The sequence below is a fragment of the uncultured Streptococcus sp. genome (assembly GCF_963511325.1).
GTDB lineage: Bacteria > Bacillota > Bacilli > Lactobacillales > Streptococcaceae > Streptococcus.
The window spans coordinates 31,361-55,595 of record NZ_CAUPII010000005.1 but is presented as its reverse complement, the minus strand read 5'-3'; the positions used below and the strand labels follow the sequence as shown (position 1 = coordinate 55,595).

General features: G+C 37.9%; 23 protein-coding genes and 3 pseudogenes. 23 read left to right on the top strand and 3 right to left on the bottom strand.

Translation table 11 applies throughout. From position 1 onward, the window contains the following. Positions 1-193: 193 nt before the first annotated feature. The 13 genes from RQ973_RS02845 to RQ973_RS02785 all read left to right on the top strand — a co-directional run bounded on the left by RQ973_RS02845 (position 194) and on the right by RQ973_RS02785 (position 11,238). On the top strand, positions 194-1,357 hold the full coding sequence (locus tag RQ973_RS02845) for a class I SAM-dependent rRNA methyltransferase (RefSeq protein ID WP_311522688.1): 1,164 nt from the start codon (positions 194-196) through the stop codon (positions 1,355-1,357). Next, positions 1,354-2,031, top strand: a complete 678-nt coding sequence (gene aroD / locus RQ973_RS02840; protein WP_311522687.1) for a type I 3-dehydroquinate dehydratase — start codon at positions 1,354-1,356, stop codon at positions 2,029-2,031. Before RQ973_RS02845 ends, aroD begins: the two co-directional genes overlap by 4 nt. Further along, positions 2,021-2,878, top strand: coding sequence for a shikimate dehydrogenase (locus RQ973_RS02835; RefSeq protein ID WP_311522686.1), 858 nt, complete (start codon positions 2,021-2,023; stop codon positions 2,876-2,878). The genes aroD and RQ973_RS02835 overlap by 11 nt, the downstream gene beginning before the upstream one ends. A gap of 16 nt (positions 2,879-2,894) precedes the next feature. After that, complete coding sequence (gene aroB / locus RQ973_RS02830; RefSeq protein ID WP_311522685.1) at positions 2,895-3,962, top strand: 3-dehydroquinate synthase; 1,068 nt, start codon at positions 2,895-2,897, stop codon at positions 3,960-3,962. Between the two features lie 9 nt (positions 3,963-3,971). After that, positions 3,972-5,138 (top strand): chorismate synthase, encoded by a 1,167-nt coding sequence (gene aroC / locus RQ973_RS02825; RefSeq protein WP_311522684.1) that lies wholly within the window; start codon positions 3,972-3,974, stop codon positions 5,136-5,138. 9 nt (positions 5,139-5,147) lie between these two features. Next, the gene (locus tag RQ973_RS02820) at positions 5,148-6,251 is read left to right on the top strand and encodes a prephenate dehydrogenase (protein ID WP_311522683.1); all 1,104 of its coding nucleotides are present in this window, start codon (positions 5,148-5,150) and stop codon (positions 6,249-6,251) included. A 10-nt stretch (positions 6,252-6,261) separates the two neighbouring features. After that, entirely contained in the window at positions 6,262-6,411 is a 150-nt protein-coding gene (locus RQ973_RS02815) for a hypothetical protein (protein WP_173214114.1), read from the top strand. Between the two features lie 231 nt (positions 6,412-6,642). Continuing rightward, positions 6,643-6,843, top strand: a complete 201-nt coding sequence (locus RQ973_RS02810; RefSeq protein ID WP_311522682.1) for a hypothetical protein — start codon at positions 6,643-6,645, stop codon at positions 6,841-6,843. Positions 6,844-6,896: 53 nt separating this feature from the next. Continuing rightward, a complete protein-coding gene (locus RQ973_RS02805; protein ID WP_311522681.1) occupies positions 6,897-7,235 on the top strand; it encodes a YlbF/YmcA family competence regulator in 339 nt (112 codons plus the stop codon). A gap of 89 nt (positions 7,236-7,324) precedes the next feature. Then, positions 7,325-8,608, top strand: coding sequence for a 3-phosphoshikimate 1-carboxyvinyltransferase (gene aroA / locus RQ973_RS02800; protein ID WP_248035331.1), 1,284 nt, complete (start codon positions 7,325-7,327; stop codon positions 8,606-8,608). Beyond that, the gene (locus tag RQ973_RS02795) at positions 8,601-9,077 is read left to right on the top strand and encodes a shikimate kinase (protein ID WP_311522680.1); all 477 of its coding nucleotides are present in this window, start codon (positions 8,601-8,603) and stop codon (positions 9,075-9,077) included. Before aroA ends, RQ973_RS02795 begins: the two co-directional genes overlap by 8 nt. Beyond that, the gene (gene pheA, locus RQ973_RS02790; protein WP_311522679.1) at positions 9,074-9,922 is read left to right on the top strand and encodes a prephenate dehydratase; all 849 of its coding nucleotides are present in this window, start codon (positions 9,074-9,076) and stop codon (positions 9,920-9,922) included. The genes RQ973_RS02795 and pheA overlap by 4 nt, the downstream gene beginning before the upstream one ends. Continuing rightward, the gene (locus RQ973_RS02785; RefSeq protein ID WP_311522678.1) at positions 9,919-11,238 is read left to right on the top strand and encodes an LCP family protein; all 1,320 of its coding nucleotides are present in this window, start codon (positions 9,919-9,921) and stop codon (positions 11,236-11,238) included. Before pheA ends, RQ973_RS02785 begins: the two co-directional genes overlap by 4 nt. Before the next feature lie 304 nt (positions 11,239-11,542). On the opposite strand, the gene RQ973_RS02780 is transcribed toward RQ973_RS02785, so the two are convergent. Next, positions 11,543-12,709: an IS30 family transposase gene (locus RQ973_RS02780; protein WP_311522677.1), complete on the bottom strand. Its 1,167-nt coding sequence runs from the start codon at positions 12,707-12,709 to the stop codon at positions 11,543-11,545. Between the two features lie 215 nt (positions 12,710-12,924). On the opposite strand from RQ973_RS02780, the gene RQ973_RS02775 reads away from it, so the two are divergent. The 5 genes from RQ973_RS02775 to RQ973_RS02755 are packed head-to-tail and all read left to right on the top strand — an operon-like array spanning position 12,925 to position 18,354. After that, positions 12,925-13,761 (top strand): phosphorylcholine transferase LicD, encoded by an 837-nt coding sequence (locus tag RQ973_RS02775; protein WP_311522676.1) that lies wholly within the window; start codon positions 12,925-12,927, stop codon positions 13,759-13,761. Beyond that, complete coding sequence (locus RQ973_RS02770) at positions 13,751-14,854, top strand: glycosyltransferase (RefSeq protein WP_311522675.1); 1,104 nt, start codon at positions 13,751-13,753, stop codon at positions 14,852-14,854. The genes RQ973_RS02775 and RQ973_RS02770 overlap by 11 nt, the downstream gene beginning before the upstream one ends. A 1-nt stretch (position 14,855) precedes the next feature. After that, entirely contained in the window at positions 14,856-15,842 is a 987-nt protein-coding gene (locus RQ973_RS02765) for a glycosyltransferase family 2 protein (RefSeq protein ID WP_311522674.1), read from the top strand. Between the two features lie 15 nt (positions 15,843-15,857). After that, a complete protein-coding gene (locus RQ973_RS02760) occupies positions 15,858-17,324 on the top strand; it encodes an O-antigen polysaccharide polymerase Wzy family protein (protein WP_311522673.1) in 1,467 nt (488 codons plus the stop codon). Further along, positions 17,317-18,354, top strand: a complete 1,038-nt coding sequence (locus tag RQ973_RS02755; protein WP_311522672.1) for a prephenate dehydratase — start codon at positions 17,317-17,319, stop codon at positions 18,352-18,354. The genes RQ973_RS02760 and RQ973_RS02755 overlap by 8 nt, the downstream gene beginning before the upstream one ends. 4 nt (positions 18,355-18,358) lie before the next feature. On the opposite strand, the pseudogene RQ973_RS02750 reads toward RQ973_RS02755, so the two are convergent. Continuing rightward, positions 18,359-19,175 (bottom strand): annotated as a pseudogene (locus RQ973_RS02750) (IS630 family transposase). Positions 19,176-19,359: 184 nt separating this feature from the next. On the opposite strand from RQ973_RS02750, the gene RQ973_RS02745 reads away from it, so the two are divergent. The 4 genes and pseudogenes from RQ973_RS02745 to RQ973_RS02730 all read left to right on the top strand — a co-directional run. Then, positions 19,360-20,874 carry a lipopolysaccharide biosynthesis protein gene (locus tag RQ973_RS02745; protein WP_311522671.1) on the top strand — a complete coding sequence of 505 codons (1,515 nt, stop codon included), beginning with the start codon at positions 19,360-19,362 and terminating at the stop codon, positions 20,872-20,874. Then, entirely contained in the window at positions 20,855-21,658 is an 804-nt protein-coding gene (locus RQ973_RS02740; protein WP_311522670.1) for a LicD family protein, read from the top strand. The genes RQ973_RS02745 and RQ973_RS02740 overlap by 20 nt, the downstream gene beginning before the upstream one ends. Beyond that, on the top strand, positions 21,659-22,465 hold the full coding sequence (locus RQ973_RS02735; RefSeq protein WP_311522669.1) for a phosphorylcholine transferase LicD: 807 nt from the start codon (positions 21,659-21,661) through the stop codon (positions 22,463-22,465). A gap of 29 nt (positions 22,466-22,494) precedes the next feature. Continuing rightward, positions 22,495-22,776 (top strand): annotated as a pseudogene (locus RQ973_RS02730) (MBL fold metallo-hydrolase); the annotation flags it as partial. 76 nt (positions 22,777-22,852) lie between these two features. On the opposite strand, the pseudogene RQ973_RS02725 reads toward RQ973_RS02730, so the two are convergent. Beyond that, positions 22,853-23,414: pseudogene (locus RQ973_RS02725) on the bottom strand (transposase); the annotation flags it as partial. Here RQ973_RS02725 and RQ973_RS02720 point away from each other — a divergent pair. Next, positions 23,389-24,233 (top strand): IS630 family transposase gene (locus RQ973_RS02720; RefSeq protein ID WP_311522668.1). Its coding sequence is split into 2 segments (ribosomal slippage): positions 23,389-23,704 and positions 23,704-24,233, totalling 846 coding nucleotides; the frame shifts between segments, so codons are not numbered across the junction. The pseudogene RQ973_RS02725 and the gene RQ973_RS02720 sit on opposite strands and share 26 nt — an antisense overlap. Positions 24,234-24,235: the final 2 nt, after the last annotated feature.

Genomic DNA, 24,235 nt, shown 5'->3' with positions numbered 1-24,235 from the left:
ATATGCAAACGTTTGCGTTATAATTAAACTCTTTGAATTTTATGTCTATTTTTCAATTGGAAGTGTTGAAATACTATAAAAGAAAAATAGTAGGACTAATGGCAGGAAAAATTCTCTCAGATAGGGCAGGATGATGGATGAATCAATAGTTTCTATTTTGTGAATTGTCACAAAATTTGTTATAATAGTATTTATGAATAAAGTATTCGTCAGTAGACGTGTTGAAAAAAAACTAAACCAAGGTCTGGTACTTTTGGAGGAAATTGATTTTCCAGAACTATCTGAAACTGATCAGGAAGTTGAGTTATTTAGTCAAAACAAGCAGTTTTTGGGCAAGGCTTATTTATCTCGTCAAAATAAGGGGATTGGTTGGTTTGTAACGAACCAGAAGCTTTCTTTTAACCAAAAATTCTTTGAAAGTTTGTTTGAAAAAGCCAAACAAAAACGTTCTTCTTACTATCAAGATGAGTTGACAACTGCCTTCCGTTTGTTTAATCAAGAAGGCGATGGTTTTGGTGGAATGACTCTGGATATCTATGGAGATTATGTTGTTTTCTCCTGGTATAACTCCTATGTCTATGGGCTTCGCCAACAGATCCTAGCAGCCTTTGCTCTGGTTTTCCCTGAAGTCTTAGGTGCCTATGAAAAGATTCGTTTTAAAGGTCTAGACTATGAGTCTGCCCATATCTATGGTCAAGAAGCACCAGAAAATTTTACAGTTCTTGAGAATGGCGTCCTCTATCAAGTTTTTATGAATGACGGTCTTATGACAGGCATCTTCTTGGACCAACATGAAGTGCGTGGTAGCTTGGTTGATGGTTTAGCTATGGGGAAATCCTTGCTTAATATGTTTTCCTACACAGCAGCTTTCTCAGTTGCTGCAGCAATGGGAGGCGCTAGTGAAACAACCTCTGTAGATCTAGCCAAACGTTCGAGAGAACTGTCAGAAGCTCATTTTCATGCCAATGGACTCAGTCTTGACAATCATCGTTTCATTGTTATGGATGTCTTTGAATATTTTAAATACGCTAAACGTAAGGGCTTATCTTATGATGTGATCGTTCTAGACCCACCTAGCTTTGCCCGTAATAAAAAGCAAACTTTCTCTGTAGCTAAGGACTATCACAAGTTGATTTCCCAGAGTTTAGAGATTTTAAATCCGGGAGGTATGATCATTGCTAGCACCAATGCTGCCAATGTTTCCCGTCAAAAATTTATAGAACAAATCGACAAAGGATTTGCAGGAAGAAAGTACCAGGTTCTTAATAAATATGGACTTCCAGCAGACTTTGTCTACAATGAAAAAGATGAAAGTAGTAATTACCTTAAGGTGATTAGCATGAAGGTAACTAAATGAAATTAGTCGTTTCAGTAATGCCAAAGAGTTTAGAAGAGGCGCAAGAAATCGATGCCATGCGGTATATCGATGCTGATATCATTGAGTGGCGTGCCGACTTCCTACCAAAGGAAGCTATTTTACAGGTAGCTCCAGCTATTTTTGAAAAATTTGCAGGTCGCGAACTCCTCTTCACCCTACGTACTCGTGCTGAGGGAGGCGAGATCGATTTGGATTCGGCAGAGTATGTACAAATTATCAAAGATGTAGCTCAACTTTATCAACCTGAATATATCGATTTTGAGTATTTTTCTCACAAGGATGTTTTTGAAGAGATGCTTGATTTTCCAAATCTAGTCTTGAGTTATCATAATTTCCAAAAAACTCCAGAGAATATGATGGAAATCTTATCCGAGCTAACCAGCCTAACGCCCAAAGTGGTTAAAGTATCGGTTATGGCTCATACAGAACAAGATGTATTGGACCTTATGAACTTTACACGTGGCTTTAAAACATTGAACCCAGAACAAGAATATGTGACGATTTCTATGGGGAAAGTGGGCAAGGTTTCTCGTATTACTTCAGATGTGACGGGTTCTAGCTGGTCTTTTGCAAGTCTGGACGAAGCCAGTGCTCCAGGACAGATTTCACTTTCTAGCATGAAAAAAATTAGGGAGATACTAAATGAAGATTGATGGCTACACACGTTTAGCAGCTGTAGTCGCCAATCCTATCAAACACTCCATTTCACCTTTCATTCACAATAGAGCTTTTGAGGCAACTCATACCAATGGAGTTTATCTTGCTTGGGAGATAGAAGGAACAGACTTGGCAGAAACAGTTGCCAACATTCGTCGTTACCAGATGTTTGGAATCAATCTTTCTATGCCCTACAAGGAGCAGGTGATTCCTTATTTGGATCAATTGAGTGAAGCAGCTCGTTTGATTGGTGCTGTCAATACAGTGGTGAATCGAGAAGGAACTTTAATCGGATATAACACAGATGGCAAGGGATTCTTTAAGAGCTTGCCTTCTTTTAAAATATCTGGGAAAAGAATGGTCTTGTTAGGAGCAGGCGGTGCAGCCAAGGCAATTTTGGCGCAGGCAATCTTGGATGGAGTCAGTCAGGTTTCTGTCTTTGTACGTTCGACTTCAATAGAAAAAACAAGACCTTACTTAGAAAAACTGCAAAATGAAACAGGGTTTAAAGCAGATTTATTTGCTTTAGAAGATGTTTCTGAACTGCAAGCAAGGATAACTGATTCGGATTTACTGGTAAATGCGACTAGTGTTGGTATGGATGGAGTATCTCTGCCAATCCCAACAAGTATCGTTTTGCCAGAGAAGCTTTTGGTAGCTGATGTGATTTATCAACCCTTTGAGACACCATTTTTATATTGGGCAAGAAACCAGGGCAATCACGTTGTTAATGGCCTAGGCATGTTGCTTTACCAAGCTGCGGAAGCTTTTCAGTTATGGACAGGTAAGGAAATGCCAACCGATCAAATCTGGGAATTACTAAAACAAAAGTATCAAAAATGAAAAAAGGAGAACTGCTATGAAAATCAGAATAGACCTTCCCCACCATCCTTATGATATTCAGATTGAAAAAGGATGCCTGTCTCAAGCAGGAAAATGGTTGCGGGAACTTTGGCAACCGCAAAAAGTCGTTATCATTACCGATAACCATGTGGCTTCTCTCTATGCAGAAAAAGTTAAATTGAGCCTAGAGGATGCTGGTTTTCAAGTGGCAGTTTTTGACTTTCTAGAGGGTGAAGAGCGAAAAAATCTAACCACGGTTCAAAAGGCTTATGAATTTCTGGTTAAGCAAGACTTGACTCGCAGTGATGGCATCGTAGCTCTAGGTGGTGGTGTCGTTGGTGATTTGGCTGGCTTTGTAGCCTCAACCTATATGCGCGGTATTCACTTTGTTCAAATTCCGACCAGTTTGACTGCTCAGGTGGACTCTTCAATCGGTGGTAAGACAGGAGTGAATACTCCTTTTGCTAAGAATATGGTGGGAACTTTTGCCCAACCAGACGGCGTTTTGATTGATCCAACCGTTCTTGAAACCCTAGGTAAACGAGAGTTGATTGAAGGAATGGGTGAAGTCATCAAGTATGGCTTAATTGAAGATCCAGAACTATGGGACTTATTATCTGAAATGGATGGTTCTGTAGAGAGTATTTTGGAGCATTCAGAAAGTTTGATTGAGCATTCTTGCCAGGTGAAGCGCAAGATGGTAGTCGAGGATGAATTGGACAATGGCATTCGTCTATATCTCAACTTTGGTCATACAATCGGCCATGCTATTGAAGCAACTGCTGGTTATGGACGTGTCATGCATGGTGAGGCAGTAGCGATGGGAATGGTTCAGGTTTCTAAGGTAGCCGAACTAAAAGGACTCATGCCAGTGGGAATCACTCAGTCTATTCGAGAAATGTGTCAGAAATTTGGTCTTCCTGTTGACTATGAAAACTGGGATGTTGATAAGCTTTATCAGGCCTTGACTCATGATAAAAAAGCGCGTGGGAATACCATGAAATTAGTTTTGGTGCCAGAACTTGGTTCAGCAACCATTCACCCAGTTTCTCTCGAAGAAATGAAAGATTACCTAGTAAAATAAGGAGAATGTATGAGATATTTAACAGCAGGAGAATCACACGGTCCTCGTCTGACAGCAATTATTGAAGGAATCCCAGCAGGCCTTCCTTTGACTGCCGAGGATATCAATGAGGATCTCAAACGTCGCCAAGGTGGTTACGGTCGTGGTGGGCGCATGAAGATTGAGAGTGATCAGGTTGTCTTTACTTCTGGCGTTCGCCACGGGAAGACGACAGGGGCTCCCATTACCATGGATGTCATTAACAAAGACCACCAAAAATGGCTAGATATCATGTCTGCCGAGGATATTGAAGATAAACTTAAAAGTAAACGAAAAATCACACATCCTCGTCCAGGTCACGCAGACTTGGTTGGGGGCATCAAATACCGCTTTGATGATTTGCGAAATTCCCTAGAACGTTCATCTGCTCGTGAAACGACTATGCGAGTAGCAGTCGGGGCTGTGGCCAAGCGTTTATTGGCTGAGCTTGATATAGAAATCGCTAACCATGTTGTTGTTTTTGGTGGCAAGGAAATCGATGTTCCAGAAAACTTAACAGTCGCAGAGATTAAGAAACTAGCTGCCCAGTCTGAAGTTTCTATCGTCAACCAAGAACGTGAGCAGGAGATCAAGGACTATATTGACCAAATCAAACGAGATGGTGATACCATCGGTGGTGTTGTCGAAACGGTTGTCGGTGGCGTTCCAGTTGGTCTGGGTTCATACGTCCAATGGGATCGAAAACTAGATGCAAGATTAGCTCAAGCAGTTGTTTCCATCAATGCTTTTAAGGGTGTGGAGTTTGGTCTTGGTTTTAAAGCCGGTTATCTCAAGGGGAGCCAAGTCATGGATGAAATCCTCTGGTCACAAACAGATGGCTATACTCGTCGTACTAATAATCTTGGAGGTTTCGAAGGTGGTATGACTAACGGCCAACCGATTATTGTCCGTGGGGTTATGAAACCAATTCCAACTCTCTATAAACCATTGATGAGCGTTGATATTGAAACCCATGAGCCTTATAAGGCAACGGTGGAGAGAAGTGATCCAACCGCTCTTCCAGCAGCAGGTGTCGTTATGGAAGCAGTCGTAGCAACAGTTTTGGCCCAGGAAATTCTAGAGAAATTCTCTTCTGATAATCTGGAGGAATTAAAAGAAGCTGTTGCTAAACATCGGGAGTATACAAAGAATTATTAAGGAGTTCTTATGGCAAAAACCATCTATATTGCAGGACTAGGTTTGATTGGTGCTTCCATGGCACTCGGAATCAAGCGGGATCATCCTGATTATGAAATTTTAGGATACAATCGCAGTCAGGCATCTAGAGATATTGCCTTGGAGCGAGGAATGATTGATCGTGCGACGGATGATTTTGCCAGTTTTGCTCCACTTGCAGACGTTATTATCCTCAGCTTGCCAATCAAGCAAACCATTGCTTTTTTACAAGAATTGGCAACTTTGGATTTGAAAGAAGGTGTCATTATTTCCGATGCTGGATCGACCAAGTCAGCTATTGTAACTACGGCTGAAAAATGCTTTGCTGATAAGCCTGTTCGCTTTGTAGGGGCTCATCCTATGGCAGGGAGTCATAAGACAGGAGCGGCTTCTGCCGATGTTAATCTTTTTGAAAATGCCTACTATATCTTCACACCTTCGAGCCTAACGACTCCAGACACGCTTGAAGAAATGAAGGACTTGCTGTCAGGTCTGCACGCTCGTTTCATTGAAATCGATGCTGAAGAGCATGACAGAGTGACTTCTCAGATCAGTCATTTTCCGCATATCTTAGCATCAGGCTTGATGGAACAAACTGCTAGTTATGCTGAAGAACATGAGATGGCACGACGCTTTGCGGCAGGTGGTTTCCGTGATATGACACGGATTGCCGAAAGTGAGCCAGGCATGTGGACTTCTATCCTCTTATCCAATCGAGAAACTATTATTGAACGCATCGAGGATTTCAAGCGACGTTTAGATGAGGTTGGTCAAGCCATCAGCAAGGGAGATAAAGATCAGATTTGGAACTTTTTCAACCAAGCGCGTGCACAACGTCAGGCCATGGAAATTCATAAGCGTGGTGGAGTGGATAGCTCTTATGACCTCTATGTCGACGTTCCCGATGAAGAAGATGTCATCCTGCGGATTTTGGAATTGCTGCGAGGAACTTCCTTGGTCAATATCCATATCAACGAGGAAAATCGTGAGGATATTCACGGGATTCTACAAATTTCATTTAAAAATGCTCAAGACTTGGAAAGAGCCGAGCACCTCATAACAGAAAATACCGACTACACAGTCGTCATCAAATAAGGAGAAAAATATGCCTAAAATAGAGCCTAGATTCATATTTGGTATTATCTTTATTTCTTTTATCTTACTTAGAGCTTACGCTGTTAAAAAAGATGTGAAAACTACTTCAGAAGCAAGTGTCGAGACAAAAAATGAACCATCCAACAAGGAAATAAGTTAAGAGAAAACCAATTCAAAGTATGTAGACGATAGAATTATTAATGGGTTTATCAATAGCTATAATCAAAATTCTAATAGCCCATTAGAAAATATCAAAAAAGGAAATATAAAAATAAAATATTTCGCATCAAGCTACGGATACTACCTGGAACTTTTACATGCAAATGATACTGATAAAATCAATGTAACAATAAATCAGACAAATGAAAATAGTGAATTTGGTGTTGCAGGAATGAAAGAAGTATTTCATGATATTGTTAAATCAATTGAATTATCCTTATCCGATGATGAGATAGATAACTATTTTAATAATCTTATGTCAAATGACATAAAAACAGGTTCTAATTTAGGAACTTTGAAGATAGAGTATATACCAGATAAGGAATTAAGAAATGGACATTCAAGAGGTCATATAAAAGTGATTGCACAATAATAATGACCACAGAGTGACTAGTAATTTTAAAAGAAATAAATAAGGAGAAAATTATGTCAAATATTTATGATAGTGCAAACGAACTTAGTCGTGGACTACGCGAATTGCCTGAATACAAGGCGGTTAAAGAAGCTAGAGATGCCATCCAAGCCGATGCAGAAGCTAGCAAAATCTTTGCAGATTACATCGCTTTTCAGCATGAAATCCAAGTCATGGCCCAAACTGGTCAAATGCCCGACGCTTCTTTCCAAGAAAAAATGGAAGACTTTGGTAAGCAAATTCAAGAAAATGCTCTTCTATCAGCCTTCTTTGCCAAACAACAACAATTATCCATCTACTTATCTGATATCGAACGAATTGTCTTTGAACCAATTTCAGAACTTTTAAAATAAGAATTTACCTCATAAAGTCAGGAATTTTTAAGAAATTTCTGACTTTTTATGATAAAATAAGAAAAAGTATTGTCAGTATGAGGTCTAGTATGAAGTTAAAAACAAACATTAACCACTTGAACGGTAGTATTCGAGTACCAGGTGATAAGTCTATCAGTCATCGCTCTATTATTTTTGGAAGTTTGGCTGAAGGTGAGACTAAGGTTTATGATATCTTACGTGGTGAAGATGTTCTATCAACTATGCAAGTTTTTCGTGACCTCGGTGTTGAGATAGAGGATAAAGACGGTGTCGTTACCATTCAAGGTGTTGGGATAGATGGATTGAAAGCCCCTAAGGACGCTCTCGATATGGGGAATTCTGGGACCTCTATTCGTTTGATTTCAGGTGTCCTTGCTGGTACAGACTTTGAAGTAGAGATGTTTGGAGATGACAGTCTTTCTAAACGTCCTATGGACCGTGTGACCCTTCCTTTGAAAAAAATGGGAGTTAGCATTTCTGGTCAGACAGAGCGAGACTTGCCACCGTTACACTTAAAAGGAACAAAAAACTTAACACCTATTCATTATGAATTGCCGATTGCCTCTGCTCAAGTCAAGTCAGCCTTGATTTTTGCAGCTTTGCAGGCTCAGGGCCAGTCTGTCATCATTGAGAAGGAGTGCACTCGTAATCATACAGAAGATATGTTGCGTCAATTTGGCGGAGACTTGAGTGTCGATGGTAAGAAAATCACTGTCCAGGGACCACAGAAACTAAGTGGACAAAAGGTTGTCGTTCCAGGAGATATTTCTAGTGCAGCCTTTTGGTTGGTGGCAGGTTTGATTGTTCCAAATTCTCATGTGGTACTTAAGAATGTCGGTATTAACGAAACACGTACAGGTATTATCGATGTCATCCGTGCTATGGGTGGCAAATTAGAGATTACTGATATTGATCCAATTGCTAAGTCTGCAACCTTGACTGTTGAAACTTCAGATTTGAAGGGAACAGAGATTGGCGGAGCCTTGATTCCGCGCTTAATTGATGAATTACCAATTATCGCTCTCCTTGCTACCCAAGCTCAAGGGCAAACGGTCATCAAAGATGCTGAAGAACTTAAAGTCAAAGAGACAGACCGTATTCAGGTTGTTGCAGATGCTTTAAATAGCATGGGAGCAGCGATTACTCCTACAGCAGACGGCATGATTATCGAAGGGAAATCTGCTCTCCATGGAGCTAGAGTCAATACCTTTGGTGACCACCGTATCGGCATGATGACAGCCATTGCAGCGCTTTTAGTGGCAGATGGAGAAGTTGAATTGGATCGTGCAGAAGCCATTAATACTAGCTACCCAAGCTTCTTTGATGATTTGGAGACTTTGATTCATGGCTAAGGTTTTACTAGGTTTTATGGGTGCAGGAAAATCAACTATTGCTAGAGGATTAGATCCTGACTTTGTAGACATGGATCCCTTGCTAGAAGACCGACTGGGGATGCCAATTGCTCGTTTCTTTGAAGAAAAAGGAGAAGCAGCCTTTCGTCAGTTAGAAGAAGAAGTTTTGGCTGACCTACTAAAAACGGACCAAGTCGTGTCTACTGGTGGTGGAGTGGTCATTTCTCAGAAAAATCGTGACTTACTCAAGCAAAATCCAGAGAATATCTACCTAAAAGCAGATTTTGAGATCCTTTACCAGCGAATTTCAGCTGATAAGGACAATCAACGTCCACTATTTTTAAAGAATAGCAAGGAAGATTTGGCTGCGATTTTTGATGAAAGACAGGCTTGGTATGAGGAAGTGGCTAGTCAGATTGTTGATGTATCAAGATTAAGCCCAGAGGAAATTATAGAGGAATTGACATGAAAATTGCCTATCTAGGTCCCAAAGGATCTTTTTCGCACCATGTTGTGCAGACGGCTTTTCCTCATGAGGAACTAGAGCCTTTTTCAAATATTACAGACGTTATCAAGGCCTATGAACAGGGATTGGTAGACTATTCAGTAGTACCAGTTGAAAATTCCATTGAAGGTAGTGTCCATGAGACTCTGGACTATCTTTTCCACCAGGCTCGCATTCAAGCTGTGGCAGAGATTGTTCAGCCAATCCACCAACAATTGATGGCAGTGCCAGGGCAATCTAAAATTGAGAAAATCTTTTCTCACCCACAGGCCTTGGCACAGGGGAAGAAATTTATTGACGAGCATTATCCAGATGCGCAACTAGAAGTCACTGCCAGTACAGCTTACGCTGCGCGCTATGTTTCTGAGCATCCTGATCAACCATTTGCGGCGATTGCCCCAAGAAGTTCTGCAGAGGAATATGGGCTAGAACTGGTCGCTCAAGATATTCAAGAAATGGAAGCTAACTTTACTCGCTTTTGGGTTTTGGGACCTAACTTACCACAAATTCCCTTGAGTCCAGGTTCTGAAAAGATGAGTCTAGCTTTGACTTTGCCAGATAATCTTCCAGGTGCATTATATAAGGCACTTTCTACCTTTGCTTGGCGAGGAATCGACTTGACTAAAATTGAGAGTCGTCCCCTAAAAACAGCCTTGGGAGAATACTTTTTTATCATTGATGTGGACTATGCTGATAAAGAACTGGTCCATTTTGCTCAAAAAGAACTAAAAACGATTGGAATCCAGTATAAAGTACTAGGTGCTTATCCTATCTATACCATACAGGATAAAGGAAAGGAGAAGGAATGACTAGAGAGAATCCTTTGACACACCATGAAAAACTGAGATATGACTATCTTTTGAAAAATATTCATTATTTGAATGAGAAAGAAAAGAGAGAATTTGACTTATTACATGCTAAGTTAGAAGGTCAAAAAAGTTCAGCGGAAGTTTTCAATCCAGAAACTAAAGAACAACTTCTTTCAGACTCTGGTATCGACCTGCCAACCTATGCTAATCGTAGTCGTTCTAGCCGCCGTAGTGGTGGAACTCAACTGGAAACGAAGGTTCCAAAAGCTAAGAAGCCAAAGAAAAAAAGAGGTTTTCGTTTTAAACGATTATTTGCTTGGTTAGGGATGTTATTGCTTTGTGTAGCAGTAGGAATGATCGTCATGTTCTTAAAGGGATTCCAATCGGCGAATCCTAATAGCTCAAATGGGCCCAAAGATGCCAAAGCTGCTCAGGTTGAGGTTTTTAATGGACAGGATACCCGAGATGGTGTTAATATTCTTATTTTGGGAACAGATGGACGTATCGGACAGAATAGTGCAGAAACACGGACAGATTCCATTATGGTTCTGAATGTAAGTGGCAAAGATAAAAAATTGAAGCTCGTTAGCTTTATGCGTGATAACTTAGTCTATATTGATGGGTATAGCCAAGTTATCAATGGTCAAAAACAGACCGACCATAAATTAAACTTAGCCTACGAATTAGGGGAACAAGAAGGTAAACAAGGGGCTGAAATGGTCCGCAAGGTTCTCAAGGATAATTTTGATCTAGACATCAAATATTATGCCCTTGTCGATTTCCAAGCCTTTGCGACAGCCATTGATACGCTTTTCCCTGATGGTGTGACCATTGATGCTCAGTTTTCAACTCTAAACGGGGTCCCAGTGACAGAAGCGACTGTAGGAGATGATTTGCATGCAACGGAAACTGAATCACCGACTCAAACCATTCGAGCTGGGAAACAACAGATGAATGGTTCGACTCTTCTCAACTATGCACGTTTCCGTGATGATGATGAAGGGGATTATGGTCGTACTCGTCGACAACAGCAGGTCATGACAGCTGTTTTACAGCAAATTAAAGATCCGACAAAACTTTTCACAGGCTCAGAAGCACTAGGAAAAGTATTTGCCATGACCTCTACAAATCTTCCATATACTTTCTTATTGACTAACGGATTATCAGTCCTTGAAGGAGGTCAGAATGGTATTGAAAGATTGACAGTTCCAGAACTTGGAGACTGGGTAGACGACTTTGACGTATACGGTGGTCAATCACTTCGAGTAGATCAAAAAGCTTACCAAAATAAATTGGCCCAGATGGGATTTAGGTAAACTGAAAAAAACGAATCAGAGCTTGGAATACCTATGGCAACAGGTGTCTCGGGCTAAATTCCCAAACTAAGTTCCACTGCTAATCCAAGTGGAAGTTAGTCTGATAAAAATCCTAAAAACCAGTGGAATTCCGTGTCAGGGTAAATTCCACTGGTTTTACTAATGCTTGATTTCATCGCTTCTGTAGCCAAAATGAATAGACAAAAAGAGCGCACAAAATCCCCTCATCTGAAAGCGTTTCAGATTAAGTTCCGCTATGGTGGAAGTTAGTGTGAGACGTTTGAATGGGGTTGAAGGTTAGTTTTTAGATCTTATGTTGGAGTAATTTAGAAGACTGACAGACGTCTTCTGCAGGTATTTTAGAAATGCCGAGAAGCTTAGGAATTTCTTCTCCGTAAGTAAAAGCAAAGAGTTCATAGGCTGATTTTCCATTCAAAGCAGCGCGCTTGACGCTATTGACATGTGAACAAACGAGATTGATGTCCTCTTGAGTTAAATTGTTAAAGGAAGTTCCCTTAGGTAGAATGTCGCGAATCAGCGTGTGATTTTTCTCAATTCTCCCTTTCTGGTCAGAGCGATTAGGGTCACAAAAGAAAAGCTTACTCTCTCCTCGCACATCCATTTCGATGTCATCAACCCTGGCAAACTCCCCACCATTATCGGTAAGAATGACAGGAAAGAGATGGAAGAAGTCTTTATCCGCTTGGTGAAGAGTGTTCTTGATGTCATAGAGGTGTTTGGTAACCTCAAGGGCAGTTTTATTATTCAGGAGTCTAGCGAAGATAAAATTACAGAAAGATAGATTGAAGGTGAGTAGGACTTTACCTCCCATCCTGCCCATAACTGTGTCCATTTCCAGCCAAGATTCTAGTTGATTAAGGGTTAAATAGTTTTGGAAATCCTCATAGGAACGGCCTTCTTTAGCTTCTTTAGGGATGGAAGGTAGCTTACTTTTTTTTCTTTCTTTAAATTTAACGGCTCTGGCTAGATCAATAGGAGCGATAGACAGGTATCCTTTTCGGATGTGTCTATAGACGGTTGAGGAGCTGACATCAAGGTTATGGGTTTTGAGAATATGATAGATGTGTTGTCCCTTTTTAACACCATCAGAAATGACTTTGTCCATATCCCAGAAGGTCTTGGAATTAAGGGGAGTCCCTTCACGAGATTCAACAAGAGTTTGTTCGTACTGCTTTTGAGCTTGTTTAGCGAGGTAGAAGATTTTCTGATAGCCACAGTTTTGTCTTCTTTTAGAGCACCCATTACAGACAAAGGGAGCTTTATCGAGTAGAGGGCAAGAAAGGTTGTTAAAGGTAGAGTCTCTAATTTGTTTGTTTCGTTTGACTTCTTTAGAAACAGTAGTCGGATCTTTTAGAATAAGTTGCCCGATAGCTTTGAAGGTTTCACCGCGCTCTAAACCTAATTGGATATCATTACGGTCTGAAAGGGTAAGGTGTTTATGTTTGGTCATAGTAGGCCTCATTTCTACCACAAACGTCTCACACTTAATTCCACCATAAAAATCCGTTTTAGACTAATTTCCACTTTGGTCAGGAAAGTGGAAGTTACTTTGAGAAATTACCACAGGTATTTCGGGCTTTGATTTTTCCATAATCAGATGGATTTTTTGACCATTTTTATGGTATAATGAGATGATATAATTCTATAGAAGAGGAAGAGAATAAGATGAGTGATTTAAAGGCAATTCAAACTCGTAGCTTAGAGATGGCTGAATATTTTGTCGCCTTTTGTAAAGAACACGATTTACTCTGTTATTTGTGTGGTGGAGGAGCTATTGGTGCTCTACGAAATAAAGGTTTTATCCCTTGGGATGATGACTTAGACTTCTTCATGCCCCGCAAGGATTATGAAAAATTAGCAGAGTTATGGCCTCGTTATGCGGACGAGCGTTACTTCCTATCAAAAAGTGATAGAGACTTTGTTGACCGCAACCTCTTTATCACTATTCGAGACAAGGAAACAACTTGCATCAAGCCTTACCAACAAGATTTGGACCTCCCACACGGCTTGGCTCTGGATGTTCTTCCCTTGGACTACTACCCTAAAAATCCAGCTGAACGTAAGAAACAAGTACGTTGGGCTTTGATTTATTCCCTCTTCTGTGCACAAACCATTCCAGAAAAACATGGAGCCCTCATGAAATGGGGCAGCACGATTTTATTAGGATTAACTCCTAAATCCCTTCGTTATCGTATCTGGAAAAAAGCTGAGAAAGAAATGACCAAGTATGGTCTAGCAGAAAGTGATGGCATCACGGAATTATGCTCAGGTCCAGGATACATGAAAAAGAAATATCCAATTCAAGCATTTGAAGATAATATTTTCCTACCATTCGAAGGAACAGAAATGCCTATTCCAGTTGGTTATGATGCCTATCTCAGCACATCTTTTGGTGACTACATGACACCACCACCGGCAGACAAGCAAGTGCCTCACCACGATGCCCTTATAGCAGATATGGATAAGAGTTACACTGAATATAAGGGAGAATATGGTGAATAATAAGAAAATTCTATTTTTTATGTGGTCTTTCTCACTAGGAGGAGGTGCCGAAAAAATCCTTTCTACGATTGTTTCAAACTTGGATCCGAAAAAGTATGATATTGACATCCTCGAAATGGAACATTTTGATAAAGGATACGAACCAGTACCTGAAAATGTGAGAATTTTAAAATCCTTACAAGACTATCGTCAACCAAGATGGCTAAAATCGCTTTTGTGGAGATTGAGAATTTATTTTCCAAGACTCACCAGACGTTTACTTGTAAAAGATCAATATGATGTAGAGGTTTCCTTTACCATTATGAATCCTCCTCTTTTATTTTCTAAACGACAAGAAGTGAAGAAGATTTCTTGGATTCATGGAAGTATTGAAGAATTTTTAACAGATAGTTCGAAGCGTGATTCTCATAGACGACAATTGGATGATGCTGATAGGATAGTAGGAATTTCAAAAAAAACCAGCAGTTCTATCAAAGAAGTTTATCCAGATTACTCGCAGAAATTAGTAACAGTCTATAATGGTTATGATTTTGAAAGCATTTTGGAAAAATCAAAAGAGAAGGTGGCTATTGAGATAGCTCCTCAGAGCATCTGTACTATTGGACGTATTGAAGAGAATAAGGGTTCTGATCGAGTAGTAGAAGTTATACGACTGTTGCACCAGCAAGGCAAGAAATACCATCACTACTTTATAGGTGCTGGTGACATGGAAGAGGAGTTGAAAAAACGAGTCAAAGAGTATCAACTTGAGGATTACGTTCATTTCCTTGGTTATCAAAAAAATTCGTATCAGTATCTTTCTAAGATGCAAGTTCTTTTATCCATGTCCAAACAGGAAGGTTTTCCTGGAGTCTATGTCGAGGCCTTGAGTCTGGGAGTTCCCTTTGTATCTACTGAAGTTGGGGGAGCAGAGGAATTATCTCAGGAAGAACGATTTGGTAAAATCATTAAAAGTAATCAAGAAGCAGCTCAAGCAATTGAGAACTACATGACAGCTGCATCAAGCTTTAATGTCAATGAAGCCAGCCAATTTATTCAACAATTTACGATTGCTAAACAAATTGAACAAGTAGAAAAACTAATAGAGGAGTAGCATGGAAACTGCATTAATTAGTGTCATCGTTCCAGTCTATAATGTGGCGCAATACCTTGAAAAATCAATAGCATCCATTCAGCAACAAACCTATCAAAATCTTGAAATCATTCTTGTTGATGATGGGGCGACAGATGAAAGTGGTCGCTTGTGTGAACAAATTGCTGAACAAGATGAACGAGTTTTGGTTTATCACAAGGAAAACGAAGGCTTGTCTCAAGCTCGAAATGATGGATTGAAGCAAGCCCACGGAGACTATGTTATTTTTATAGATTCGGATGATTATATACATCCTGAAATGATTGCTAGCTTATATCAACAATTAGTCAAAGAAGACGCAGATGTTTCCAGCTGTGGGGTTATGAATGTCTATGCCAATAGCGAGAGCCCACAGTCTGAAAATCAGGATGATTATTTTATATTTGATACAGAAACATTCCTTAGAGAATATTTAATTGGTGAGAAAATACCTGGTACTATTTGTAACAAACTCATCAAGAAGAAAATTGCAGCACAGTTAACTTTTCCAAAAGGTTTGATTTATGAAGATGCCTATTATCATTTTGATCTCATTAAAGTAGCTAAAAAGTATGTTGTTAATACCAAACCGTACTATTATTATTTCCACCGAGGAGATAGTATTACTACCAAACCATATGCGGAAAAAGACTTAGCTTACATTGATATTTATCAAAAATTTTATACTGAAGTCGTTAAGGAATATCCAAACTTAACAGAAGTAGCTTTCTTTAGACTGGCATATGCACATTTCTTTATCTTGGATAAAATGCTTCTAGATGATAATTTCAAAGAGTTTAAAGACTATCCACGGATTTATGGCTACTTAAAAAAACATGCCTTTGCTATTTTCAAAAATACCATTTTTAGAAAAGGAAGACGTATTAGTGCTTTAGCCTTATTTGTAAATGTAAGATTGTATAGAATATTATTGTTTAAAAATATTGAGCAATCGAAAAAAATTAATTAGAAAAGGAGGGCTGAGATGGTTGATGGGAAACGAATGTTGCTAACGGTTACGATTCTAAGCTATATCGTAACCATAATAAGCGGAATCACTTATTTGTTTACCAGTAACAACGTAGGACTTCTGACAACTTTGCTTTTGCTCTTAATTAGCAGTCTGCTACTTTGCTGGAATAATATCAAATACTATTTGATTCACTTTATATTCTTTATCACAATTTTTATATTTTTGGTATCCAGACCCACCATTGATTATTTTAGAGATGGAGCGCTAGACACCTACCAACCAATTGCCTATCGATTTGCTTTCCTAGTTGTCATTGTTTCTATTTTAGGACTGACAATAGGTGGTTTTATAGAGAATTATTATCTTGCTCGAAAAAGCAAAGCTCCTGTAAAAGTAGAAAAAACAGTAAATGTCAATTATATAAAAAAATTACGTTTTGTTTCATTGAGTGTATTTCTACTCACCTATCCATTTTATTTTCTAAGACTGTTTGAGCGCTTACTATACCGTTTGCAAACTTCTTATTATAATTATTATGCAAATTTTGAAAGTCAATTGCCCTACTTTACCTATATCTTATCGACTTTCACGGTTTATGCCATGTGTGTTTACTTAGCAACCAAACCTAAAAAATCACATGCGACAATGGTTTTAGTTGCCTATATCGCGGCTAACTTGATTCACTTAGTAATTGGTACCAGAAATCCCTTTATTCTAAGTTTGATTTTTGCCTTTGTTTACTACTTTATGCGTGAACAAACGGAGAAAGGGAAATGGATTGGTTTCAAAGAAAAAATGGCTATTTATCTTGGAACACCTGTTCTCATGCTTGCGATGGGAGCATTAAACTATGTTCGTGATAATGCTCAAGTATCCCAGAGTGGAGTTTTTGATTTATTACTCGATTTCATTTATAAACAAGGAACTAGTTTTGGAGTTTTAGCGAGAGGATTCCTGTACAATAGTAGTCTTCCTTATAGAGACTTCCGAAATTTCACTTTTGGTCCGGTTGTTGACTATTTTGCGAGAGGTAGTATCGGAATCATATTTGGTGCCAAACCATTTGAACATACGACAAATAGTATTGAACTAGCGATTGACAGTAATAGTTATGCCCACAATTTATCTTATCTTGTTCTAAATAAAGAATATTTAAGAGGCCATGGTATTGGAAGTAGTTATATCATGGAATTGTATACTGATTATGGTATGTTGGGACTATTTCTACTAAGTATCTTACTTGGTATGCTATTTATAGCTATGCTGCAAGTAGCTTATCGCTCAAGAACAATCTTATTTGCATTATCTTTGCTAATCTTGAATAATTTATTCTTTATGCCTAGAAGTAGCTTCTCAGAAAGTTTCTTTAATCTTTTTACAATGCAATTCTGGGGAATTGTTCTAATTATCATTTTCGTGGCAAAAATGCTTACAAAAGAAAATCATCACTTAATTAAAAAAGGGGAAATACATGTTTGAACATTATTCTGTAGCTGATTTGTTCGCAAATCTTTATAAAAAACGTAAAGTGAATTTGCTAGCTTTACTAGCCTTATTTGCTCTCATAGCTGTACCATTTACTTTAAAAGCTATTAAAAATAAAAATACAGTCAAAGATTCTACTAGTTATTCTACTTATATCACCTATAAAATAACTGCTCCAGAAACATCATCAAAAACAATTTTGAATCATCAAGTTGGTGGCTATAGTGACTTCTATGCAAAACTAATTGATGGTAATCTAAACGGTGCCTTTCTTTTCAATGATGTTGATTCTGATAAGATGAAGGAAATCGCAAAAGATTTAGATACCACAGAAACAGCATTGAAGAATTCTGCAAGTGACTATTGGACAAAAAAATTAACCATTAACCCATTGATTGATGATGCAGGTGTAACTGTTAAAATTTTAACTCCAAGTAAGGAAGTAAATGATTTCCTTGAAAGCAAATTTGATTCATTGATTGACAAGTTCAAGTCTACCTATACAGACGTTAAGATTGAAAAACTTGAAACAGTTAACTCTAAAGAATTGACTCCGAATGGAGAAGTTGCTCTTGGCTTTAACTTGAAAAATTTGATCTTGCGCTTAGTGATTATTGGTATTCTCTGTGTCATCCTAGTGATCATGGCGAATGTTCTAGTATACCTCTTCAACCCAACTATTAATCGTGCAGGCGATTTCTCTGCTTATCAAGTAGACTTCGTTTCAACTATTACAACTCTTGAAAATCTTTCTGAACTATTGAGTTACAAGTGTCAAGGTCAACCACTAGCAATCGTAAGTTCAGATAATCGTATTTTGAATAAATTACAAGCAGAATACAAATTGAATCTTGAGGGGGTTCAGTTTGTTAACTTGCAAAATGTCAAAGATCTTTTAGCATTTGAGAATGTCCTTTTCGTAGAAGAATATGGTGTTACTCGCTATAAGAAATTTGAAGAAAGCATGCAAGAAGTGAGAAATCTAAACCGTTCAGTTTTAGGTGTGATTACTTTTGCACTCTAATGATTCAAAGATATTTGGGTACTTTCCTTAATAAATATGTCACTTTCTTTTTCAAGACAGCCCAAGCTTGCTCAATGGGATTCAAATCTGGTGAATAAGGTGGTAGAGGTAAGAAAAAGTGTTTATCTTGGATACAAAGTTCATCCAAGATCTTCTTGGGATGAAAACTAGCATTGTCTATGACAATGACATGAGGTGCCTTCAAAGCAGGCAGGAGTTGCGTTTTGAACCACTTCACAAAGAAGTCGCTCGTCATACTTTCCTTGTAAACCATAGGAGCTATAAACTCTCCATCTACTTGTCCTGTAACGATTGAAGTCCGCTCAAAACGCCATCCGCTAATCTTTTCATAGACTTCCTCTCCTCTAGGAGCCCGTGCATGAGGACGATAGAGGTAGCGGTCTATTCCTGTTTCGTCAATATATACGACTGGTAAATCTTTTAAGTTATCCAAAATATCAAGAAATTCAGCGACTTTCTCTGGATCTTGTTCCTTAAAGCTAGTCGTCTTTTTTTAAAGTGACATTGATCCGCTTTAAAGCTGCCCATACTGAAGAAACAGCACAATCAAAATGTGCCGCAATTTCCCGTAAAAAAGCATCTGGATGAGCCTCTACAAAGGCCTTCAACTCCTCCAAAGGAATCTTTCGGCTTTTGGCGACTCGCTTTTTCCGCTCTAAGTGTCCTTGTTCACGTAATTTCTTTTCCCATGTGAAGAGAGTTCTGACGCCAACATCAAAAACTTTGGCCGCCTCGACATGGCTGTGTCCCTCTTTGATGTAATCTAATGCTCGTTGTTTAAAATCTGTACTATATGCCATATCTTTATTATAACATGTATTTTATAAACTAAGCAACTATAAAAGAATGATGTAGAAAAGACTTCCTAGAGGATTTGGATAAGATTTCGTCAGGGAGGACAAACATGGCTTGAGGAACAGATTTCCCAGTCAAATAGGTTTTTTAACTAACTTTATGATATAATAAATCAACGAGGTAAATTGAATGAAAAGTATAAAATTAAATGCCCTGGCTTATATGGGGATTCGTGTTTTAAATATTATTTTCCCAATTTTGACGGGTACCTATGTTGCGCGTGTTCTAGATCGAACAGATTATGGTTATTTCAACTCTGTTGATACCATTCTGTCTTTTTTCTTGCCCTTTGCAACCTATGGAGTCTATAATTACGGACTTCGAGCTCTTAGTAATGTAAAAGATAATAAGAAGGAATTAAATAAAGTCTTTTCATGTCTTTTTTATTTGTGTGTAACTTGTACGATTATTACAAGTATCGTATATCTTTTCTCCTATCCCTTATTCTTTAATAGTAATCCTGTCATCAAAAAGATCTTTTTAGTAATGGGAGTCCAACTGATTGCACAAATCTTCTCAATCGAATGGGTGAATGAAGCGCTTGAGAATTATAGCTTTTTATTTTATAAAACAGCCTTCATCCGTATTCTCATGCTGGTATCCATCTTTTTATTTGTGAAAAATGAGCATGATATTGTTGCCTATACATTGATTATGAGTCTTTCAACTCTCATCAATTATCTCATTAGTTATTTTTGGATTAAAAGAGATATCCAGTTTGTTAAGGTTACATTAGAAGAATTTAAACCTCTTTTCCTACCTTTGACAGCCATGCTGGTCTTTGCCAATGCCAATATGTTATTTACCTTCCTGGATCGTCTCTTTTTGGTAAAAACTGGAGTTGATGTAAATGTCAGTTACTATACGATGGCACAACGGATTGTAACTGTTATCGCAGGTGTTGTTACGGGTGCGATTGGAGTCAGTGTTCCTCGCTTGAGTTACTATCTAGGTATTGGAAAAAAAGAAGAGTATGTAAATCTGGTGAATCGGGGAAGTCGCATTTTTACCTTCTTCATCCTCCCTCTTAGTTTTGGTTTGATGATTTTAGGTCCCTATGCAATACTTCTGTATGGCAGTGAAAAATATATTGGTGGTGGAATCTTGACCTCCATCTTTGCATTTCGTACCATTATTCTTGCTTTAGAAACTATTTTAGGATCTCAAATTCTCTTTACAAATGGATTTGAAAAAAGAATTACAGTTTATACGCTATTTGCTGGTGGATTGAACCTAGTTCTGGATAGTCTACTCTACTTTAATAATATTATTGCACCGGAGTATTATTTGATTACGACGATGTTATCGGAAAGTTTTCTCCTAGTGCTTTATGTTGTATTTATTCATAAGACCAAGCTCATTAACCTAGGACATATCTTCAAATATACGGTTCGTTATTCACTTTTCGCATTGACATTTGTTCCGATCTACTTTTTAGTCAATTTTGTTTATCCGGTCAAAATGGTTATCAATCTACCTTTATTGGTCAATATGTTGATCATCATGGTCTTATCAGCTCTTAGCTATATTGGTTTACTAGTTTGGACAAAAGATAGTATCTTTTATGAATTTTTAGGATATTTTGTTTCTCTCAAAAAACGTATAAAAATCTTAGGAGGATTAGATGAGAAGATTAAGCATTGAAGAAGCTAAGCAGATTGAACTTGATATTTTAGCTTTTATTGACTCGTTTTGTAAGAAGCATGATATTGATTATTTTATCAATTATGGCACTTTGATTGGAGCTATTCGTCACAAGGGTTTTATCCCCTGGGATGATGATATAGACCTTTCTATGACACGTGAAAACTACGAACGTTTTATCCAGTTATTTCATCGAGAACAATCTAAATATAAGATTTTAGCCCTAGAAACTAATGATCAATATTATAATAATTTTATTAAGGTTATAGATTCGACAACGAAAATAGTGGATACACGAAATACAAAAACGTATGATTCTGGTATTTTCATTGATATTTTTCCAATGGATTCATTCAACGATCGTAAGGTTATCGATGTTTGCTATAAGTTGGAAAGCTTTAAATTACTGTCTTTCAGTAATCATAAGAATATTGTTTATGGAGATAGTAATTTAAAAGACCTAATTCGTACCTTCTTCTGGCTTCTTCTGCGTCCGATTTCTCCGCGATTTTTCGCGAATCAAATCGAAAAGCAAATTAAAAAATATAGGGTAGAAGATGGGAAACACCTAGCTTTTATACCATCAAAAGCTAAGGAAAAGGAAGTTTTTCCAAGTGATTTGTTTGATGAACTGATTGAAATACCTTTTGAAAATCTTCTTCTTCCAGCTCCCAAGCAATTTGATGCTGTCTTAAAACAATATTATGGTGATTATATGACTCTTCCACCAAAAGAAAAACAGTTTTATAGTCACGAATTTGAAGCCTATAAATTGGAGGATTAAATGCAGTACTTAGAAAAAAATGAGATTAAAGAAATTCAACTAGGTATTTTGGATTATGTCAATGAAATTTGTAAAAAAAATGACATTCCTTATTTCCTTAGTTATGGAACCATGCTAGGGGCTGTTCGTCATAAGGGAATGATTCCTTGGGATGATGATATCGATATTTCACTGTATAGAAAAGACTATGAGCATCTATTAAAAGCGATTGAGGAAGACCAACATCCTGTATATCGAGTCCTTTCCTACGATACCTCTTCATGGTATTTCCATAATTTTGCAGCTATTTTAGATACATCAACAGTTATTGAAGATAATGTAAAATACAAACGTCATGATACAAGTTTGTTCATTGATGTCTTTCCGATTGATCAATTTTCCGATTTGAGCATCGTTGACAAAAGCTATAAATATGTTGCCTTGCGTCAGCTTGCCTATATCAAAAAAGAACGTGTGGTTCACGGTGATAGCAAATTAAAAGATTTTCTCCGATTGTGTACTTGGTATCCGTTGAGATTTGTCAATCCGAGATATTTCTATAAGAAAATAGATCAATTAGTAAAAAATAGTGTGGCGGAAAATCCTGCTTATGAAGGAGCTATTGGAGTTGACAAAGAGGGAATGAAGGGTGTTTTTCAAATAGATACTTGTAAAGAATTAATTGTAACAGAGTTTGAAGGAAGAATGATGCCAATTCCAAAGAACTATGATGCTTTTCTGACACAAATGTATGGTGATTACATGACTCCGCCATCAAAAGAAATGCAGGAGTGGTATAGCCATAATATAAAGGCTTATCGAAAGTAAGTGTAAATGTATTGAAATAAATTGCAATTAGTGGAGCTATGGAGACTGGCTGGAAACAACTGAATGGCAATTGGTATTATTTCCAAGCAGATGATTCCTTATTGAGAAATGCTACAACACCTGATGGCTACAAGGTCAATCAAGATGGCATTTGGAGCTTGAATCCTGATAAAGTAGAAGTTCAGGGAAGTCAAGAAGATCCTAAGAAAGATTCTGATAAGCCAATAGAAAAGGAAGAAAAATTAGCAGAAGTCAATGAAAAAGATGAAGCTGCTGAAACAAAACCGACTTTTAAGGCAGCTAAAGAATAATCTTAGTTGTTTTGCTAGAAAGCTGATTAGGTGCTACCGTTCAGATCTGTCAGATACTTTTCTTTTAAAATAGTATTTATATACATCTCAGAGAATCGATCAGGGGTTTATTTGAAAAAAACAGTAAAAAAGCGCAAAAAATTACTTCCTGTGAACTGCTTCCTGTCAAGTGGACAATGAAATAATAAAAAATATTCAGAGCGATGAAAATTCGTTTCTTAAAGTTGTCAAAGTTCCTAAAAACAAAGGCATTACGCTTGATAAGTTTAATAAGATTATTCGTTGCTTCCAATTTGGCGTTGGAATAAGGTGATTGAAGGGCGTTGACAATTTTCTCTTTGTCCTTGAGAAATGTCTTAAAGACAGTCTGAAAAAGAGGATGAACCTGCTTTAGATTGTCCTCAATGAGTCAGAAAAATTTCTCGGGCTCTTTATTCTGAAATTGAAAAAGCAATAGTTGATAGAGTTCATAGTGATCTTTTCGGAATAGCTTAAACGCTTGTCTAGAATCTCTTTATTCGTCAAGTGCATACAAAAGTAGGGTGATAAAAGCATTTATCGCTGAGTTTACGATTATCCTGTTGAATGAGCTTCCAGTAGCGTTTGATAGCCTTGTATTCATTAGATTTTCGTAAAAAAGTTCTCGCTTATTGTGAGCGAACAGGTAGTATAACAGAAGCATCACACATTTTCCAAATCTCACGTAATACCATTTATGGCTGGTTAAAGCTAAAAGAGAAAACAGGAGAGCTAAACCATCAAGTAAAAGGAACAAAACCAAGAAAGGTTGATAGAGATAGACTTAAAAACTATCTTACTGACAATCCGGACGCTTATTTGACTGAAATAGCTTCTGAATTTGGCTGTCATCCAACTACTATCCACTATGCTCTCAAAGCTATGGGGTACACTCGAAAAAAAAGAATCACACCTACTATGAACAAGACCCAGAAAAAGTAGCTTTATTTCTTAAAAAATTTAATAGTTTAAAGCACTTAGCACCTGTTTATATTGATGAAACAGGATTCGATACTTATTTTTATCGAGAATATGGTCGCTCTTTAAAAGGTCAGTCAATAAGAGGTAAAGTATCTGGAAGAAGATATCAGAGGATTTCTTTGGTTGCAGGGCTAACAAATGGCGAGTTAATCGCTCCAATGACTTACGAAGAGACGATGACGAGCGACTTTTTTGAAGCTTGGTTTCAGAAGTTTCTCTTACCAACATTAAACAAACCATCAGTTATTATTATGGATAATGCAAGATTCCATAGAATGGGTAAGCTAGAGCTCTTATGTGAAGAATTTGGGCATAAACTTTTACCACTTCCTCCCTACTCACCTGAGTACAATCCTATTGAGAAAACATGGGCTCATATCAAAAAGCACCTCAAAAAGGTATTGCCAAGTTGTAATACTTTTTTCGAGGCTCTTTTGTCTTATTCTTGTTTCAATTGACT